Annotated in this window: 14 protein-coding genes; 10 read left to right on the top strand and 4 right to left on the bottom strand. The window is 67.1% G+C overall.

Going from position 1 to position 14,850, the window contains the following annotated elements; translation table 11 throughout:
* Positions 1-151: 151 nt before the first annotated feature.
* Positions 152-1,450 (top strand): MFS transporter, encoded by a 1,299-nt coding sequence (locus FGL98_RS14230; protein WP_146317561.1) that lies wholly within the window; start codon positions 152-154, stop codon positions 1,448-1,450.
* Between the two features lie 87 nt (positions 1,451-1,537).
* On the opposite strand, the gene FGL98_RS14225 is transcribed toward FGL98_RS14230, so the two are convergent.
* A complete protein-coding gene (locus FGL98_RS14225) occupies positions 1,538-2,128 on the bottom strand; it encodes a DUF2269 family protein (RefSeq protein WP_146317559.1) in 591 nt (196 codons plus the stop codon).
* A gap of 280 nt (positions 2,129-2,408) precedes the next feature.
* Here FGL98_RS14225 and FGL98_RS14220 point away from each other — a divergent pair, with 280 nt between their 5' ends.
* The 3 genes from FGL98_RS14220 (at position 2,409) to FGL98_RS25815 (ending at position 3,705) form a co-directional block, all read left to right on the top strand.
* Positions 2,409-2,852: a MarR family winged helix-turn-helix transcriptional regulator gene (locus tag FGL98_RS14220; protein ID WP_146317557.1), complete on the top strand. Its 444-nt coding sequence runs from the start codon at positions 2,409-2,411 to the stop codon at positions 2,850-2,852.
* A gap of 219 nt (positions 2,853-3,071) precedes the next feature.
* Positions 3,072-3,524 (top strand): NAD(P)-dependent oxidoreductase, encoded by a 453-nt coding sequence (locus tag FGL98_RS14215; RefSeq protein ID WP_222432184.1) that lies wholly within the window; start codon positions 3,072-3,074, stop codon positions 3,522-3,524.
* Positions 3,487-3,705: an NAD(P)H-binding protein gene (locus FGL98_RS25815; protein WP_425460996.1), complete on the top strand. Its 219-nt coding sequence runs from the start codon at positions 3,487-3,489 to the stop codon at positions 3,703-3,705. Before FGL98_RS14215 ends, FGL98_RS25815 begins: the two co-directional genes overlap by 38 nt.
* A gap of 48 nt (positions 3,706-3,753) precedes the next feature.
* Here the strand turns inward: FGL98_RS25815 and gabT are convergent, their stop codons facing one another.
* Positions 3,754-5,103 (bottom strand): 4-aminobutyrate--2-oxoglutarate transaminase, encoded by a 1,350-nt coding sequence (gene gabT, locus FGL98_RS14210; RefSeq protein ID WP_146317556.1) that lies wholly within the window; start codon positions 5,101-5,103, stop codon positions 3,754-3,756.
* 96 nt (positions 5,104-5,199) lie between these two features.
* Positions 5,200-5,997 (bottom strand): inositol monophosphatase family protein, encoded by a 798-nt coding sequence (locus FGL98_RS14205; RefSeq protein WP_146317555.1) that lies wholly within the window; start codon positions 5,995-5,997, stop codon positions 5,200-5,202.
* A 162-nt stretch (positions 5,998-6,159) separates the two neighbouring features.
* Here FGL98_RS14205 and FGL98_RS14200 point away from each other — a divergent pair, with 162 nt between their 5' ends.
* The 6 genes from FGL98_RS14200 to FGL98_RS14175 all read left to right on the top strand — a co-directional run bounded on the left by FGL98_RS14200 (position 6,160) and on the right by FGL98_RS14175 (position 13,017).
* Entirely contained in the window at positions 6,160-7,317 is a 1,158-nt protein-coding gene (locus tag FGL98_RS14200) for an inorganic phosphate transporter (protein ID WP_146317554.1), read from the top strand.
* A 19-nt stretch (positions 7,318-7,336) separates the two neighbouring features.
* Positions 7,337-7,573, top strand: coding sequence for a hypothetical protein (locus FGL98_RS14195; RefSeq protein WP_146317552.1), 237 nt, complete (start codon positions 7,337-7,339; stop codon positions 7,571-7,573).
* Positions 7,574-7,704: 131 nt separating this feature from the next.
* The gene (locus FGL98_RS14190) at positions 7,705-7,974 is read left to right on the top strand and encodes a hypothetical protein (protein WP_146317550.1); all 270 of its coding nucleotides are present in this window, start codon (positions 7,705-7,707) and stop codon (positions 7,972-7,974) included.
* A gap of 149 nt (positions 7,975-8,123) precedes the next feature.
* Positions 8,124-10,019 (top strand): lysophospholipid acyltransferase, encoded by a 1,896-nt coding sequence (locus tag FGL98_RS14185; RefSeq protein ID WP_222432182.1) that lies wholly within the window; start codon positions 8,124-8,126, stop codon positions 10,017-10,019.
* Positions 10,016-11,458, top strand: a complete 1,443-nt coding sequence (locus FGL98_RS14180) for an HAD-IB family hydrolase (protein ID WP_146317548.1) — start codon at positions 10,016-10,018, stop codon at positions 11,456-11,458. Before FGL98_RS14185 ends, FGL98_RS14180 begins: the two co-directional genes overlap by 4 nt.
* Complete coding sequence (locus tag FGL98_RS14175) at positions 11,455-13,017, top strand: wax ester/triacylglycerol synthase domain-containing protein (RefSeq protein ID WP_146317546.1); 1,563 nt, start codon at positions 11,455-11,457, stop codon at positions 13,015-13,017. Before FGL98_RS14180 ends, FGL98_RS14175 begins: the two co-directional genes overlap by 4 nt.
* Positions 13,018-13,091: 74 nt before the next feature.
* On the opposite strand, the gene FGL98_RS14170 is transcribed toward FGL98_RS14175, so the two are convergent.
* Positions 13,092-14,849 carry an FUSC family protein gene (locus FGL98_RS14170; protein WP_146317544.1) on the bottom strand — a complete coding sequence of 586 codons (1,758 nt, stop codon included), beginning with the start codon at positions 14,847-14,849 and terminating at the stop codon, positions 13,092-13,094.
* Position 14,850 lies beyond the last annotated feature (1 nt).

Here is a 14,850-nt window from a genome sequence, read left to right as displayed (position 1 = left end):
ACAAAGTTCTCCGCTCGCAGGCTCGCTCCGATACTTTGCGGGGACCCCGAGATGAGCGCTACCCCCACAAAGTTCTCCGCTCGCAGGCTCGCTCCGATACTTTGCGGGGACCCCGAGATGAGCGCCACCCCCAGATGAGCGATACCTCACCATGAGCACTCGCCGGCCGTTCGTGGCTCTCGCTGTCGCAGAGACGTGCTCACTCTGCGGCACCAGACTGTCGATGATCGCGATTCCGTGGCTGGTGCTGACCACAACGGGCAGTGCAACCATGACCGGCGTGGTCGGCATGGCCGAGATGTTGCCCTATGTGCTGATGAAGGCGATGGGCGGCCCGATCATCGATCGAGTCGGGCCGAAACACATTGCCGTCGCCCTGGACTCGCTGAGTGTGCTCATCGTCGGCCTGGTGCCGATCCTGCACCTCTTGGGCATGCTGCACCTGCCGGTCCTGCTCGGCCTGGTGATGGTCATGGGTGCGCTCCGCGGACCGTCGGATGGGGCCAAGGACACCCTGATCCCGCATGTCGCGGACCTCGCAGGCTATCCACTGGAGCGAGTGACCGGAGTGGCCGGCACAATCGAGCGGCTCGCCGGGACGATGGGCGCGGCTGCGGCGGGCGGCCTTGTCGCTCTCGCCGGTCCGGCGAACGCCCTGGTTGTCGACGCCGTCAGCTTTGGGATCGCGGCGTTGCTGATCGGCCGGCTGATCCCGGTCGCTGGAAGCGGATCGGCGAGCGAGACGTGCACGGCTGCCGACGAGACGGCCACTTCGCCGGAGGGGGAGGAGGTATCGCCGACCGGACTCCCGGCATACGTCCAGGAGCTGCGTGAGGGCTGGACCTTCCAGCGCAACGACGCAGTGCTCATGGGGATCGCCGTCATGGTAGCCATCACCAACCTGCTCGATCAGGCGTGGGCGGCGGTGCTCGTGCCGGTCTGGGCGCATCACAGTGGTGCCGGGGTCGGCTCCGTGGGTCTGGTCTTCGCGGCACTGTCCGGGATGTCGGTGCTCGGTTCGGTCGTGGCTACCTGGAAGGGTGCGCAGCTGCCCCGGATGCTGGTCTACACAGCGGCATTCATCACTGTCGGGCTGCCACGGTTTGCCGTGTTTGCCCTCGGGTGCCCGCTGTGGATCGTGCTCGCCGTCGTCGGCGTCGGCGGCTTCGGCAGCGGCTTCATCAACCCGATCCTGAGTGCGGTTGAGTTCGAACGGATTCCGAAGCCGCTCATCGGGAGAGTGTCGACATTGCAAAGCGCTATGGCCTGGTCGCTGATCCCGTTCGGTGGTCTGGTCGGGGGTCTGCTGATCACCGCCGGAGGTCTACCGACAGCGATGATCGTCGTCGGCCTCTGCTACTTCGTTGTCACATTGATGCCCTTGGCGCGTAAGAGCTTTCGCGGATTCGACCGCCGACCCGCAGCGCAGCAGCCTGTTTCCGCTGGTTAATTCTCTGCAGTCGGTCGACGAGGCTGGCCATGCTGCACCCCTCGGCGCAGCAGCGGTCCGTTTCGCAGTTCAGCGCCGTCGAATTCGTCAGGCTTCGAGGTTGACCAGGGGAGCGTGTTCTGCTCGACGGACTGATCGGATCCTCATGGATGCCGCGATGGTCGACGCGGCGGCTGCGACGGCGCACACGGCGATCGCGACGGCAAGACCCGGCCTGTTCGTCATCAAGAACAGCAGCGCGACGACCTGGGAGGTCCCGAAGAAGACCACGTAAACCGGCCTGGAAGCGAGCTGGACTTCGCGTAGATCGGCGTGCGGCCGCTCGCCAGAGGCACTCGCGATTGCAGCCCGAAGGCGCCTGTCGTCGCTTGCTTCCACCGTGGGCCCAAGGATCGCCAGCAGCAGAGTGATGACCAGGGACGTTACTACCCAGCCGGCACTCCACGGAATGCTTCCGTCGTCGCCGTGCTGGGAGACCATGTATAGACCGGGCGCGACAACCAGCAGCATCGCCGGAATGATGACGACCTCGACCCACTTCGTCCCCGCGATCAGTGACCGCAGCTCGCGTACGGTCCCAGCGGTATGCACGCGCAGCAGCGTCAGCAAGGTGACGGTCACCGAACCGACGAGTAGCGCTACACCTAGAAGATGCAGGAAGAGGGCGGCGTTGTACATGTCGTTTCCTTAAGTCGGATGAACAGCTTTCAGGGTCCGGCTGCGTCGGGGCGACCAGGAGGTCGGCTCGACGGCGTGGCAGCGTCGGGAACTGGTGAGGGTGCGACCGATGTTCTCGCTCCGACTCCTTGTAGTAAGAAGTATTGACTACTATAGTCATGTGATCACACCGGTGGCAACGGTGGCGAAGTCGGCGGGTAGATGGAAATCTGGCGCGACAGCACTGACGTAGGGTGTGAGATCTGTGAGACCAGGTGGGACGAATGGAGCTGGGTGAGGCATGGACGACGAGCAGCCGGTTGATCTAGGGGTGTCGTTGTTCATCCCGTACCGGTACACCGAGGACCGGATCTTCCGGGCCATCCAAGATGCCGGGTTTGACGACTGGACGCTTGTCCAATGCCGGGTGTTCCAACGCATCGCCCCGGACGGCTCGCGCCTCACGGACCTCGCTGACCAGGCGCAAATGAGCAAGCAGAGCGCCGGTGTACTGGTCGATCAACTGGAACGTCTGGGCTATGTCCGCCGGATCCCCGACCCTACAGATGGCCGCGCGCGGTTGATCGTGTTCGAGGAACGTGGCCAGCGCGCAGTCGAGGTGGCCAAGGCGACACTCGACGGGATCCTCGCGGAGTGGAAGGCCTACCTGGGGACGCGCAACTTCACGTTGTTGCACCAGATTCTGGATCAACTCCGCGAGATCACTGACCCCTACGCGCGGTAAGCGCGGCTGCGCCGAGTCGTCCGCCTTCGATTCCGCTTCGCCCGGGTCGCGGGAAGGTGGGCGCGTAGACCGCATTTTGACAATAGTCATTAAGATTGACTAATCTGCTCAAAGTGTCCCCCCTCCTCACCTCGTCCGGCCGTACCACGGACCGGGCGCCGTGCCCCACCGCGGCGACACCAGCAAGCCCAATCCTGACTCGATAGAAAGCGAAACAAGATGAAGTTTCTTGTCCTTGGTGCAACCGGTCGCACCGGTGTCCTCTTCGTCAAAAAGGCACTCGATGAGGGACACCAGGTCACCGCCCTCGTTCGGAGGGCGGACGCAATCGTCGACTCGCGCGCTCAGATCGTCAGAGGCGACGTCACGGACTCCGCCGTGATCGCGTCGGCAGCGCGAGGCCACGACGCGATCATCAGCACCCTCGGAGTCAAGAGCGCCCGCAAGACCCCAACGCTGGTCACCGACACCGTCCGGGCAGTCATTGCCTCGGCGCAGACGTCAGGCGTTGACCGTTTCGTCGTCTTGTCTGCGTTCGGAGTCGGCGACTCCCTCGCGAAGGCCTCATTCCTCGTATCCCCCCCTCTTTCGCACCTTGCTTCGCAAGACCTACGCGGACAAGGCCGCGTCGGAAGTGCTCTTGCGGGCCAGCGATCTGAAGTGGACCCTTGAATACCCCGGGGCGTTGAACAACGCAGACAGCACCCGCTACACCGCGGTCGAGCTCGGCGACGTCAAAAGACTGCCGCTCTTCCCCTCAACCTCTCGTGCAAACGTCGCCGACTTCCTCATCCGCTCCGCCGTGGAAGGCACCTTCATCCGTCAGATCGCCGTCGTCACCGACACGAAATAGGTCACCGATGCCGGTCCGGCTCGACCAGCGGCGGGGGAGGCAGACGGTTCAACCGGCGGTTGAGGCGAGGGCCTGCGTGAGCACCTGTAGGCCTTCGCGGAGCAGGTCGTCGCCGATGGACAGCGGCGGCAGCAGTCGGAGCACGTTGCCGTAGGTGCCGCAGGTCAGCACGATCACGCCCTGCTCATGACACTTCTTCGCGACGGCCCCTGCCAGTGCCGCATCGGGCTCCTTGGTGCCGCGCTTGACGAGCTCGATCGCGATCATGGCGCCGCGACCACGGACCTCGCCGATAGCCGGGGTGTCGGCCTGTGCCTCCTTGAGAGTCGGCACGATGATCTGCTCGATCTGCAGAGCACGACCCGGCAGATCCTCGGCCATCATCGTCTCGATCGCGCCGAGTGCCGCGGCGCACGCCACCGGGTTGCCGCCGTAGGTGCCGCCCAGCCCGCCGGGGTGCACGGAGTCCATCAGCTCTGCACGACCCGTGACGCCCGCCAGAGGGAGGCCGCCGGCAATGCCCTTCGCCGTCGTCACGAGGTCGGGGACTACGTCCTCATACTGTGTCGCGAACCACTTGCCGGTGCGGGAGAACCCGCTCTGCACCTCGTCGGCGATGAATACGATGCCGTTCTCGGTGCACCACTTGGACAGTGCGGCAAGGAAACCCGGAGCCGGCACGATGAAACCGCCCTCACCCTGGATCGGCTCGATCAGCACCGCGGCGATCTGGTCCGCGCCCACCGCCTTCTCCGCGGAGGTGATGGCGCGCTGAGCGGCCTGCTCGCCCGTCATACCCTCCGGGTCCCGGAACGGGTAGGAGGTCGGCACCCGGTAGATCTCGGAGGCGAACGGGCCGAAGCCCAGCTTGTAGGGCATCGCCTTCGCCGTCAGCGCCATCGTCAGGTTGGTGCGCCCGTGGTAGGCGTGGTCCACGACGACCACCGCCTGTCGGCCCGTGGCGTAGCGCGCGATCTTGACCGCGTTCTCGACCGCTTCGGCGCCGGAGTTGAAAAGCGCAGAACGCTTCTCGTGGTCGCCAGGTGTGACCTCGGCGAGTTTCTCGCACACCGCGACGTAGCTCTCATACGGGCTCACCATGAAGCAGGTGTGGGTGAAGTCGGCGACCTGCTGCTGCACACCTGCGACGACTCGAGGCGCAGAGTTGCCCACGGTGGTCACGGCGATGCCCGAACCGAGATCGATGAGCACGTTGCCGTCCACGTCCTCGACCACGCCGCCCTGCGCACGCGCGACGTAGATCGGCATGACGGAGCTGACGCCCGCGGCTACTGCACCGGCTCGTCGCGTCGCGAGTTCCCGGGACTTCGGACCGGGAAGCTCGGTGCGAAGATTGCGCTGCTGTGGCAGTGCGTCACGGTCGGTGATGGTCGTCATGCGGGTCTCCTTGAATGCGATCTGTCGGCGGGCCGGCAGGGTGTCTGGTGCTACCTGCAGTCTGCCACTGACGACAAGTTCGATTTCGAAGTGTCGTCAGCTGGTCTCGTCGGCGTTGCCGAGTCGCCCCAGCACCTCGTCGTGCAGCAGCCCGTTGCTGCTCAGCGCGTTGCCGCTCCAGCACCATGGTCTGCCGTCCAGGCCGGTGAACTGCCCGCCGGCTTCGACGACGATGGGAGCGAGAGCGGCCATGTCGTACTCGGCCAGCTCGGGCTCGGGTGCGAAGTCGACTGCGCCCTCGGCCACGAGCATGTGCGACCAGAAGTCGCCGTATGCTCGGCTGCGCCAGCAGTCGTCCATCAGGGCGAGCATCTCCTCGCGGCGGCCGATCGATCCCCAGTCGCGCACGTTGGCGTAGGACATCGACGCGTCCGCGATGCGGCGCACCTTGGAGACCTGTATGCGGCGCGCACCGGTCAACGATCGGCCGGTCCAGGCGCCGGTGCCCTTGCCCGCCCACCAGCGACGACCCAGTGCAGGCGCTGAGACCATGCCCACAACGGGCTCGTCGCCGTCGACGAGCGCGATGAGCGTGGCCCACACGGGGACTCCACGCACGAAGTTCTTGGTGCCATCGATCGGGTCCACGACCCAGCGTCGTGGACCGTGACCCACCAGGCCCTGCTCCTCGCCCTGTACGGCATCTCGTGGGCGGGTGCGCTTGAGTTGTGACCGCAGGGTCTCCTCGACCGCGATATCCGCATCGGTCACCGGAGTGAGGTCGGCCTTCTGCTCGACGACCAGGTCCTGGGCGCGGAACCGACTGGTCGTGAGGGGCTCGACCGCGTCCGCGAGGACATGGGCGAGGCGAAGGTCATCGTGGTAGCTCGTCACCAGGTGACCGTATCTGTCCGAGACTGACGCGTCACGCACACCGTGCGGACTCCGCAGGTTCACCTGGAGTTCACCGACCGTCGTTAGCGTCGAAGCCGTACAGGACCCCGCACATACGCCGTACAGGACCCCGCACATACGAGTTCCTCATGGAAGGCGAAGATGTCGACGACACTCTTCCTGGTCATCGTGGTCGTGATCACCGCGTTGGCGTTCGACTTCACCAACGGATTCCACGACTCGGCCAATGCCATGGCGACCTCGGTTGCCACCGGGGCGCTGCGGCCCCGGGTCGCCGTCCTCATCGCCGCGGTCTTGAACATTGTGGGCGCGTTCTTGTCGACCGAGGTCGCCAAGACGATCTCGGGCGGGATCGTCGAGGATTCGCTGATCACGCCCTGGATGGTGTTCGCGGGACTGTGCGGCGCGATCCTGTGGAACCTTGCGACGTGGCTGCTCGGTCTGCCCTCGAGCTCGTCGCACGCCCTGTTCGGCGGCCTGATCGGTGCGGTGCTGGTGGGTGCCGGCATGCACGGCATACATTTCTCGACCATCATGTCGAAGGTGATCATCCCGGCCGTGGTGGCGCCCGTCGTCGCCGGTTTCGCGGCATGCGCCGCAACATTTCTGATTTACCGTCTGGTCAAGAAGCCGGAGGATGGATCGAACGGCAGGCTTTTCAAGCACGGTCAGACGGTGACTTCCTCCCTGGTCGCGCTCGCCCACGGCACCTCCGATGGGCAAAAGACGATGGGCGTCATCACGCTGGTGCTCATCTCCGCCGGCTACCAGGCCTCCGGGTCCGGCCCGCAGGTGTGGGTCATCGTGATCGCCGGCCTCGCCATCGGGCTGGGGACCTACTCCGGCGGCTGGCGGATCATGCGCACGATGGGCAAGGGCGTGGTCGACGTGACGCCTCCGCAGGGATTCGCCGCGGAAACCGCCTCCACCGCCGCAATCCTCGCGTCGTCGCACATGGGCTTCGCCCTGTCGACCACGCACGTGTGCTCCGGTTCGATCATGGGCACCGGGATCGGCCGCCGGGCCGCCATCGTGCGCTGGGGCACGGCACGGCGTATGGCGGTCGCGTGGATCGTGACCCTGCCGGCCGCCGCATCGGTCGGCGCGGCGGCGGCGTTCGTCGCCCAGCAGGGCACGCTCGGCGAGATGCTGGTCCTTGCCGCACTGGTGCTCGCATCCGCCTGGATCTGGCTGATGAGTCGCCGCAACGCGATCTCGGCAGCCAACGTGAACGACAGTGCCGACGTCACACTGACACCGGTGGCCACCGTCACCGCCCAGCCGGCGCCGGTCGCCTGAGGACGAGGGGAGCAGCATCGTGACAATTGACTGGGTCGCACTCGCACAGGTCACCGTGGCGACGATCGGCGCAACGCTCATCGTCGTGGCCGTGTTCGTGATGGCGGCAACCGCGATGTCGCAGGCGGATGAGGCTGCCGCGTCGGGCCAGCGAGCCACCGGGCTGCGGGCGGTCGGGTATGCCGCGCTCGCGCTTGCGGGGGTCTTCGTGGTCTACGGGCTGTATCTGATGATCCCGTACTTCCACAGCGCGTAAGGCGCCTTCCACCTCGGTGGGCGCCAAGCCTTTCGGTTGGGCCGACGGGGCGGTAACATCTGACCTCACGTGGTGGCCCCAGACCCTGGCGATCGTGGTTTTCAGCGTGTCAGGGAAGTGGAGGCTCAATGATGAGTAGTAGCCCGTTCGAAGAGATCCGGGACGACCTGGCAGGGGTTCAGCGGCAAGCCGGCCTGGCCACGCCGTCACGGGCGGCGGTCACCGGCCCGGCGAGCGGCCACCTGGCAACCACCCTGGAGACCTCGGCCGGCGGACCCGACCAACCGGGCGCCGACCGCCCGTATCCCTCGGATGCGGCGCTCGGCCGGCCATCCCGGGTTGTTCGAGAGCCGGCAGGCCGGGTGAGGTACCCAGCGGACTCGTCATACATCCTGGGCTGAGATGCCCGCCCCGGCCGGCACGGTCGAAGCCGTGCCGCTGGTCCTCGACCGGTAGCTCGCAGGCTGCGTACCAGCGCAAGCGGCCAGATCACAGTATGGCTGCACCGCCACGGGTTAGCATGGCGTCCATCCGAGGCAGAGGACCCAAAATGAGGCATGGACTTGATCACAGCACCGCGTCGGTGGTGCTGGACCGGACGCGCATGCGCAAGGTGCTGCAGCGGGCGGGCGTGATCGGCGAGACCACCGAGGCGCTGCCGTCGGACAGCCGAGAAGTGCGAGAGCTGCTGGCCGATGCAGGGCTCGCTCAGCAGGTGCGACGGCTCGCCGACGAGGTGGGTATGGAGGCGGGCGAGGCGCAAGCACTGGCTGCGGGATACCTGCGGTCGATGGCCGCAGCGCAGACTGATCGCGCCGGCGAGGCCTGGCGGGGCTTCGCGAGCTGGATGACCCGTGCCCATGACTTCCTGTATGACGAGGAGGCTGCCAGGAGGATTCGCGCCCTCGATCGCAAACACTCCTTGTTCTTCCTCTTCTCACACCGCTCCTACCTCGACGTCGAGCTGTCGGTGACGTTGCACTCCAGCGGTATCGACCCGGCATACGTCATGGGCGGGGCGAACCTCGACTTCTTCCCGTTCGGCGCCATGGCCCGCAAGGTCGGCATGGTCTTCATCCGGCGCGACACCGCCGACCTGCCGATCTACCGGCTCATACTGCGCTCCTACATCGGTCAGCTCACGCGCAACCACAAGAACATCGCCTGGTCCATCGAGGGTGGCCGCAGCCGCACCGGCAAGTTGCGCCCTCCGGCATACGGGATCCTGAGGTATGTCGTCGATGCGATCGAGGCTGCGCAGGACGGTCCGGAAGCACTGATCATCCCCGTGTCGTTCGTCTACGAGCAGCTGCATGAGGTAGGCACGATGACCTCAGAGGCGCGGGGCGGGAAGAAGCGACCCGAGGATCTGCGCTGGCTGGTGAACTTCGCCAGATCACAGGGAGACCGGCTTGGTCACGCATATCTCGACTTCGGCGAGCCGCTGCCGGTGCGCCAGCGGCTGGCCGAGCTGCGGGGAGAAGATCCAAGCGGCGAGCATCTCGTCGAGCGGCTCGCGCTCGACGCATGCCATCGGATCAACCAGGCGACGCCCGTCACGGCCACCGCGGTTGTGTGCGTCGCGCTGCTTGGCGTCGACCGCGCACTGACTCTCGACGAGGTTCTCGACACGGTCCGCCCGCTGGCGCAATACATCGCCCGTCGTAAGTGGCCGGTCGCAGGCGCGGCCAATCTGACCGATCGGGCGACCATTCGGCGGACGATGCAGGACCTGGTGCACTCCTCGGTGCTCGTCAGCTATGACGGTGGACTGGAGACGGTGTGGAGGGTCGGAGCGCAGCAGCATCTGATCGCGGCCTTCTATCGCAACACCGCGATCCACATCCTGGTGGACCGGGCCATCGGTGAACTGGCTCTGCTCGCGGCCACCGAGGCGACCGGCGATGCCGCGCGGACCGCGGGAGTGGAGTCGCTGCGCCTGCGGGATCTGCTGAAGTTCGACTTCTTCTTCCCCTCGCGCGCCGAGTTCATCGAGTCCATGCGGACGGAGCTGGAGCTACTCGATCCGGCCGGCGCCGAACAGCTGGAAGACTTCGATGCCGACCAGGCGCGGGCCTGGCTCGCCGCAGGCAATCCGCTGATCTCCCACCTGGTGCTGCGGCCGTTCCTCGATGCCTACAACGTTGTCGCCGACCGACTCGCCGACTGGGAGGACAGCGAGTTCGAAGACTTTGAGGAGCAGCGCTTCCTCGACGAATGCTTGCGGGTAGGCCGCCAGTGGGCCTTGCAGCGCAAGGTGGCGAGCGAGGAGTCGGTGTCGTTGGAGCTGTTCAAACCGGCCCTCAAGCTGGCCGACCATCGTGGCCTGGTGGCGCCGGGACTGGCGGCAGCCAAGGGGCGTGAGGACTTCGCGATCGAGCTGCGCGAGACGGTCCGCCGGGTCAACGAGGTCGCCGCCATCGCCCACACCGGGGAGACCGTATGACGACCGCTGCCGAGGTCATCGCGACCGTGCGCTCCGGTCCGAGCGGACCGAAGATCGGGGCGTTCTTCGACCTCGACGGGACAATTGTGCAGGGATATACCGCCGGCACGTTCTACGCGCAGCGGATCAGGCGCGGTGAGGTCTCTCCGGTCGAGTTCACCAGGACCCTGATCGCCGCGCTGGATGGCACGCTCTTCGGCGGTGACATCACCAGGTTCGGCGAGCTGGGCCTGGCGGGATTTGCTGGTCGCGGCGAGGACGAGATCGCCGAGCTGGGGGAGCGGCTGTTCGTGCAAAAGATCGCCGGCACGATCCGCTCCGAGGCGCGCGACATCGTGCGAGCGCACGTGGCCGCCGGCCACACCGTGGTCGTCGCGTCGTCGGCGACGCGCGCACAGATCGAGCCGGTGGCTCGCGACCTCGGCATCGACCACCTGCTGTGCACCGAGCTCGACGTCGAGGACGGCATCCTCACCGGCAAGTCCTCGACCGGAATGCTCTGGGGCGAGGCGAAGGCCAAGGCGGTGCGAACGTTCGCCCGACAGCACGGCATACACCTGCCGGCCAGCCATGCGTATGCCAACGGCCAGGAGGACATCGCCTTCCTCGCCTCCGTCGGGCGCCCGCACGCGCTCAACCCCCACCCGGTGCTCAAGAACGCCGCTAAGGACTACGGCTGGCCGGTCGTCACGCTGCGTGAGCCGTCGACACCGGGGCCGCGCTCCCTCCTCGGCACGGCCGGGCTGATCGCCGGGATGGAGTTCGGGCTGAGCCTCGCCGCGACCCTCGGCGTGCTGACCCGCGACCGCCAGGGGGGTCTCAATACCGGTGTGCCGATCGCGTGTGACCTCGGCCTGGGCCTCGCGGGGGTCCGGCTCAATGTCATCGGCAAGGAAAACCTGGAGAAGGCCCGGCCGGCCGTCTTCATCGCCAACCATCAGAGCTCGCTGGACCTGCCCATCCTCGGGGCCCTGCTGCGGCACGACTTCACCGGCGTCGCCAAAAAGGAGGTCAAGCGAGACCCCCGGATGATGCTCATCACCGCCCTGCTCAACCCGGCGTACATCGACCGCAGCAACAGCACCAAGGCCATCGCCGAGCTGGACAAGACGGTCAAGCGGATCCGCGGCGGAACCTCGGTGGTGATCATGCCCGAGGGCACCCGCATGCCGACTCCGGTGCTCGGCCCGTTCAAGAAGGGCGCGTTCCACATGGCGATACAGGCGGGCGTGCCCGTCGTGCCGATCGTCATCCGCAACGCCGGCGAGCTGATGTGGCGGGCGTCGAAGATGGTCAATCCCGGCACCATCGACGTCTGCGTCCTGGACCCGGTGCCCACCGACGGTTGGACCAGTGAAACCCTCGCCGGCCACATCGCAACGATTCGACAGCTCTACGTCGACACCCTCGAGGACTGGCCAGGAGACGAACCCGCATGAGTAGCCCCACCGAGCCGATGCCGGACAACCCGCAGGATGCCTACCGGAAGGGTTGGGCGAGCGCCTCCCGGTGGGGCGCCGCTGACCGGATGAACGAGCTCGAGACGCTGATGTGGCGTAGCGAGCGTCATCCGCGGCAGTCCTCGACCATCACAATGCTGATGCTGCTCGACCGGGCGCCCGATTGGGCGCGGTTGCGTGCGGCGCTTGACTGGGGCAGCAGACTGGTGCCGCTGATGCGCAAGCGTGTCGTCGAGCCGGTGCTACCGGTCGGGCCGCCGGCCTGGGCGCCCGACCCGACGTTCAACCTCGACTACCACCTGCGCCGTGTCCACCTGCCCGCGCCCGGTGGTCACGCCGAGCTGCTGGCGCTGACCCAGGCTGCCGCGCTGGCACCCTTCGACAGGGTGCGGCCGTTGTGGGAGGCGACCCTGGTCGAGGGCCTCGCGGACGACAGGGCGGCTTACATCCTCAAGCTGCACCACTCTCTCACCGACGGACGCGGCGTCATCCAGATCCTCTCGCTCCTGCAGAGCCCGACCCGTGCGCACACTCCCAAGGGCCCGATGCCAGAGCTGCCGGAGGCGCAGGGGCAGTCGGATCGGGTGGGGCTCGCGCTGGATGAGGTCGGCGACCGTCTGCGGAGCGCGCCCGCGTATGCCACTCGGCTGGCCTCTGCCGAGCTACGGGCACTTGCTCGGCCGGCCGAGTCGGTGGTCTCGGCGCTGCGCTACGTGGGGTCGATGCGACGGACGCTGATCCCGAGCGCAGGCGGCTCGCCGCTGCTGCGGGATCGGGCCGGCACCGACTGGCGGTTCGGCACCTTTGAGTGCGACTTCGTCGACCTGCGGGCGGCGGCTAAGGCAGCCGCCGGATCGGTGAACGACGCCTACGTGGCGGTGCTACTCGGCGGGCTGCGGCGCTATCACGAGAACTTCGGGGTCAAGCTTGACGCGATGCCGATGGCGATGCCGGTGAGTGTCCGCAAGGAGGACGACCCGATGGGCGGCAACAAGTTCGCCGGAACGATGTTCTCAGCCCCGATCGGGATCGTCGATCCGGCAGAACGCATCGCGGCCGTCCGCGGCACCGTGCTCGCGCTACGGGTCGAGCCGGCGGTGGACAGCTTCTCCTTCGTCGGCCCGGCACTCAACCTGCTGCCGTCGGAGGTTGGTGCGCGAGTGCTGCGAGCCGGTGCCGCGGCAGACGTCTCGGCGTCCAATGTGCCGGGCGTCTCCCGGCCGACCTACCTCGCCGGCGCGTTGGTGGAGCGGGTCTACGGATTCGGGCCGCTGCCCGGCGTGGCCGTGATGGCCACGATGAACACGACTGCCGGGCAGGCATGCTTCGGGCTGAACTGTGATGGCCGCGCGGTCAAGGATGTGCCGCTGCTGATGGAGTGCATGCGGGACGGCCTGGCCGAGGTGCTCGCGCTGGGAGCCGCGAAACCTACTGATGCTGCGGCCACGAAGCCGCGCGCCAAGAGGACCACGAAGTCGGCGGCGAAGCGTGCGACCCGAAAGACGACGAGCAAGCGCCCGCCCACGACGGGAGAGTGAGCCCAGTCTTTACGTCTCGGTGGCCGTTATCCACGGTTCGGTAGGCCGTATGTCGCGGTTCGGCAGGCGGTAAGTCACGTCTCGGTGGGATGTGTTCTGGTGGGATGAACTCCCTGGTCGAGGATCTCCCGCAGGTCCCGCGACACGTCGGCTGCATCGACGATGGTCGTGCCGACCGGTGGGAGGTTGCTGATCATCCGTTGCAGCAGCCTGGCCATCTCGCCGGCATCCAGGTGCATCAGCGGCGAGGTGGTCCAGCAGCCCGCCAGAACGGTGTAGGTCAGCACACCGAGTGCCCCTTCGACCTCCTTCCACTCGCCGGTCTCCGGAGGCAGGTCCCGGCCGGCGATCTGCAGGATCTTGGCGCAGTGCAGCTGCTCGAAGGCGAGGTCACGGCGCGCTTCGAATCCTTGCGGCGATGCCTCGGCTCCGTCGGCCAGAGCGATCAGGACCCGCTCCAACGCGCGCAGCCCACGACGGAACTGGCGGCGCACCAGCCGGATCGGCGTGCGGCGGCCGGTGAACCAGATGATGATCAAGGAGATGGTGGCGCCGACGGCGGTCTCCAGCAGGCGCTCTCCGACGATGCTGCGCAGGGGCACGCCGGGATTTCCGCTGACGCTGATCAACAGCGCCATCGGTGTCACGAACAGCACCCCGATGGCGTAGTTGCGCACGGCAGTCAGTTGGATCATGAAGACCAGGAGGAGGGCTGCCACCAGCACCCAGCTGCCCTGCGGATGCAGCGAGTGGATGCCGAAGAACAGGCCGACGCCGAGAACGGTGCCGGCCAGCCGGTGCAGAGCTCGGTGGGTCAGCGTCAGGCGGTCGCCGTGGATGGTCATGACAAGCGCCGCGGTCATCACGGCCCAGTAGGGGTGGCCGATGTGGAGCCCGTAGACGACGGCACAGGTGATCACGATGGTCGCGGCGAGCCGGCGCGCGGAGAACCACGCCATGGACGACTGCGAGATCGTCCACCGCAGCAGATATGCGGCGGACGGGCTTCCGAGGTATCGCCGCTGCTCCAAAGCGGAGACGGCGATCGGGCTGCCGGGCATTCGGACGGTCACCAGGCGGCGGATCACCTGTGCGTGCAGATGCCGCAGCCGCCGGTTCAGCCGCCGCCACCGCTTGCTGTGCGGTTGTCGACCGACCGCGGACTCGACGACCATCGCCGCGCTGAAGATCGCCGCATACGCCTGGTCGCGCAACCGGCCGATCTCGGCGTCGCCCAGGGCCCCGGGCGGTGAGTCGACGTAGGCGGCGACGGCCTTCTGCGCCGCTTCGACCGCATCGGTCTCGGGGTGGCTGCGCGCCAGCACCTGCAGGATCTGGGAGGTGAGCGCGGAGACTCCGACACCGAGAGCCCCGGCCTCGACGATCACGCCGATGGGGACGCCGGCCGGTGCCAGGTAGGACGCGATGGCCGGGCCGATGATGAAGAACATCGGCCCGGGCCGGTCGCCGACGAAGGTGTTGTAGCCGAGCACGCCGACCAGCCCGACGGTGGCGAGCACTACGGTGAGCAGGATGGGGTTGCTTCCCGCGAGGGCACCCAGCGTGACAAAGGCGACATAGGCTGCCGCGGTCACCGCGAGCACCGGCAGCCGTGAGCGCCACGGCTTGGCCGCCGCGCTGAAGCCCAGGAACGCGCCGGTCAGTCCGATGATGCCGAGCCGCGGGCCGAGCACGACTGCGAGCACGATGATCGCCACGGTGACGCAGGTCGTGGCATGCAGCGCGAATCGCCATCGACCCGGCGCCGGCTTCACCTCGGTGAAGGACAGCAGCTCACGGACGAGGGTGTCGGGCAGGGCGCTGAGTCGCACG

The sequence above is a fragment of the Leekyejoonella antrihumi genome (assembly GCF_007845645.1).
GTDB classification, from domain to species: Bacteria; Actinomycetota; Actinomycetes; order Actinomycetales; family Dermatophilaceae; genus Leekyejoonella; species Leekyejoonella antrihumi.
This window is presented reverse-complemented; position numbering and strand designations above follow the sequence as displayed.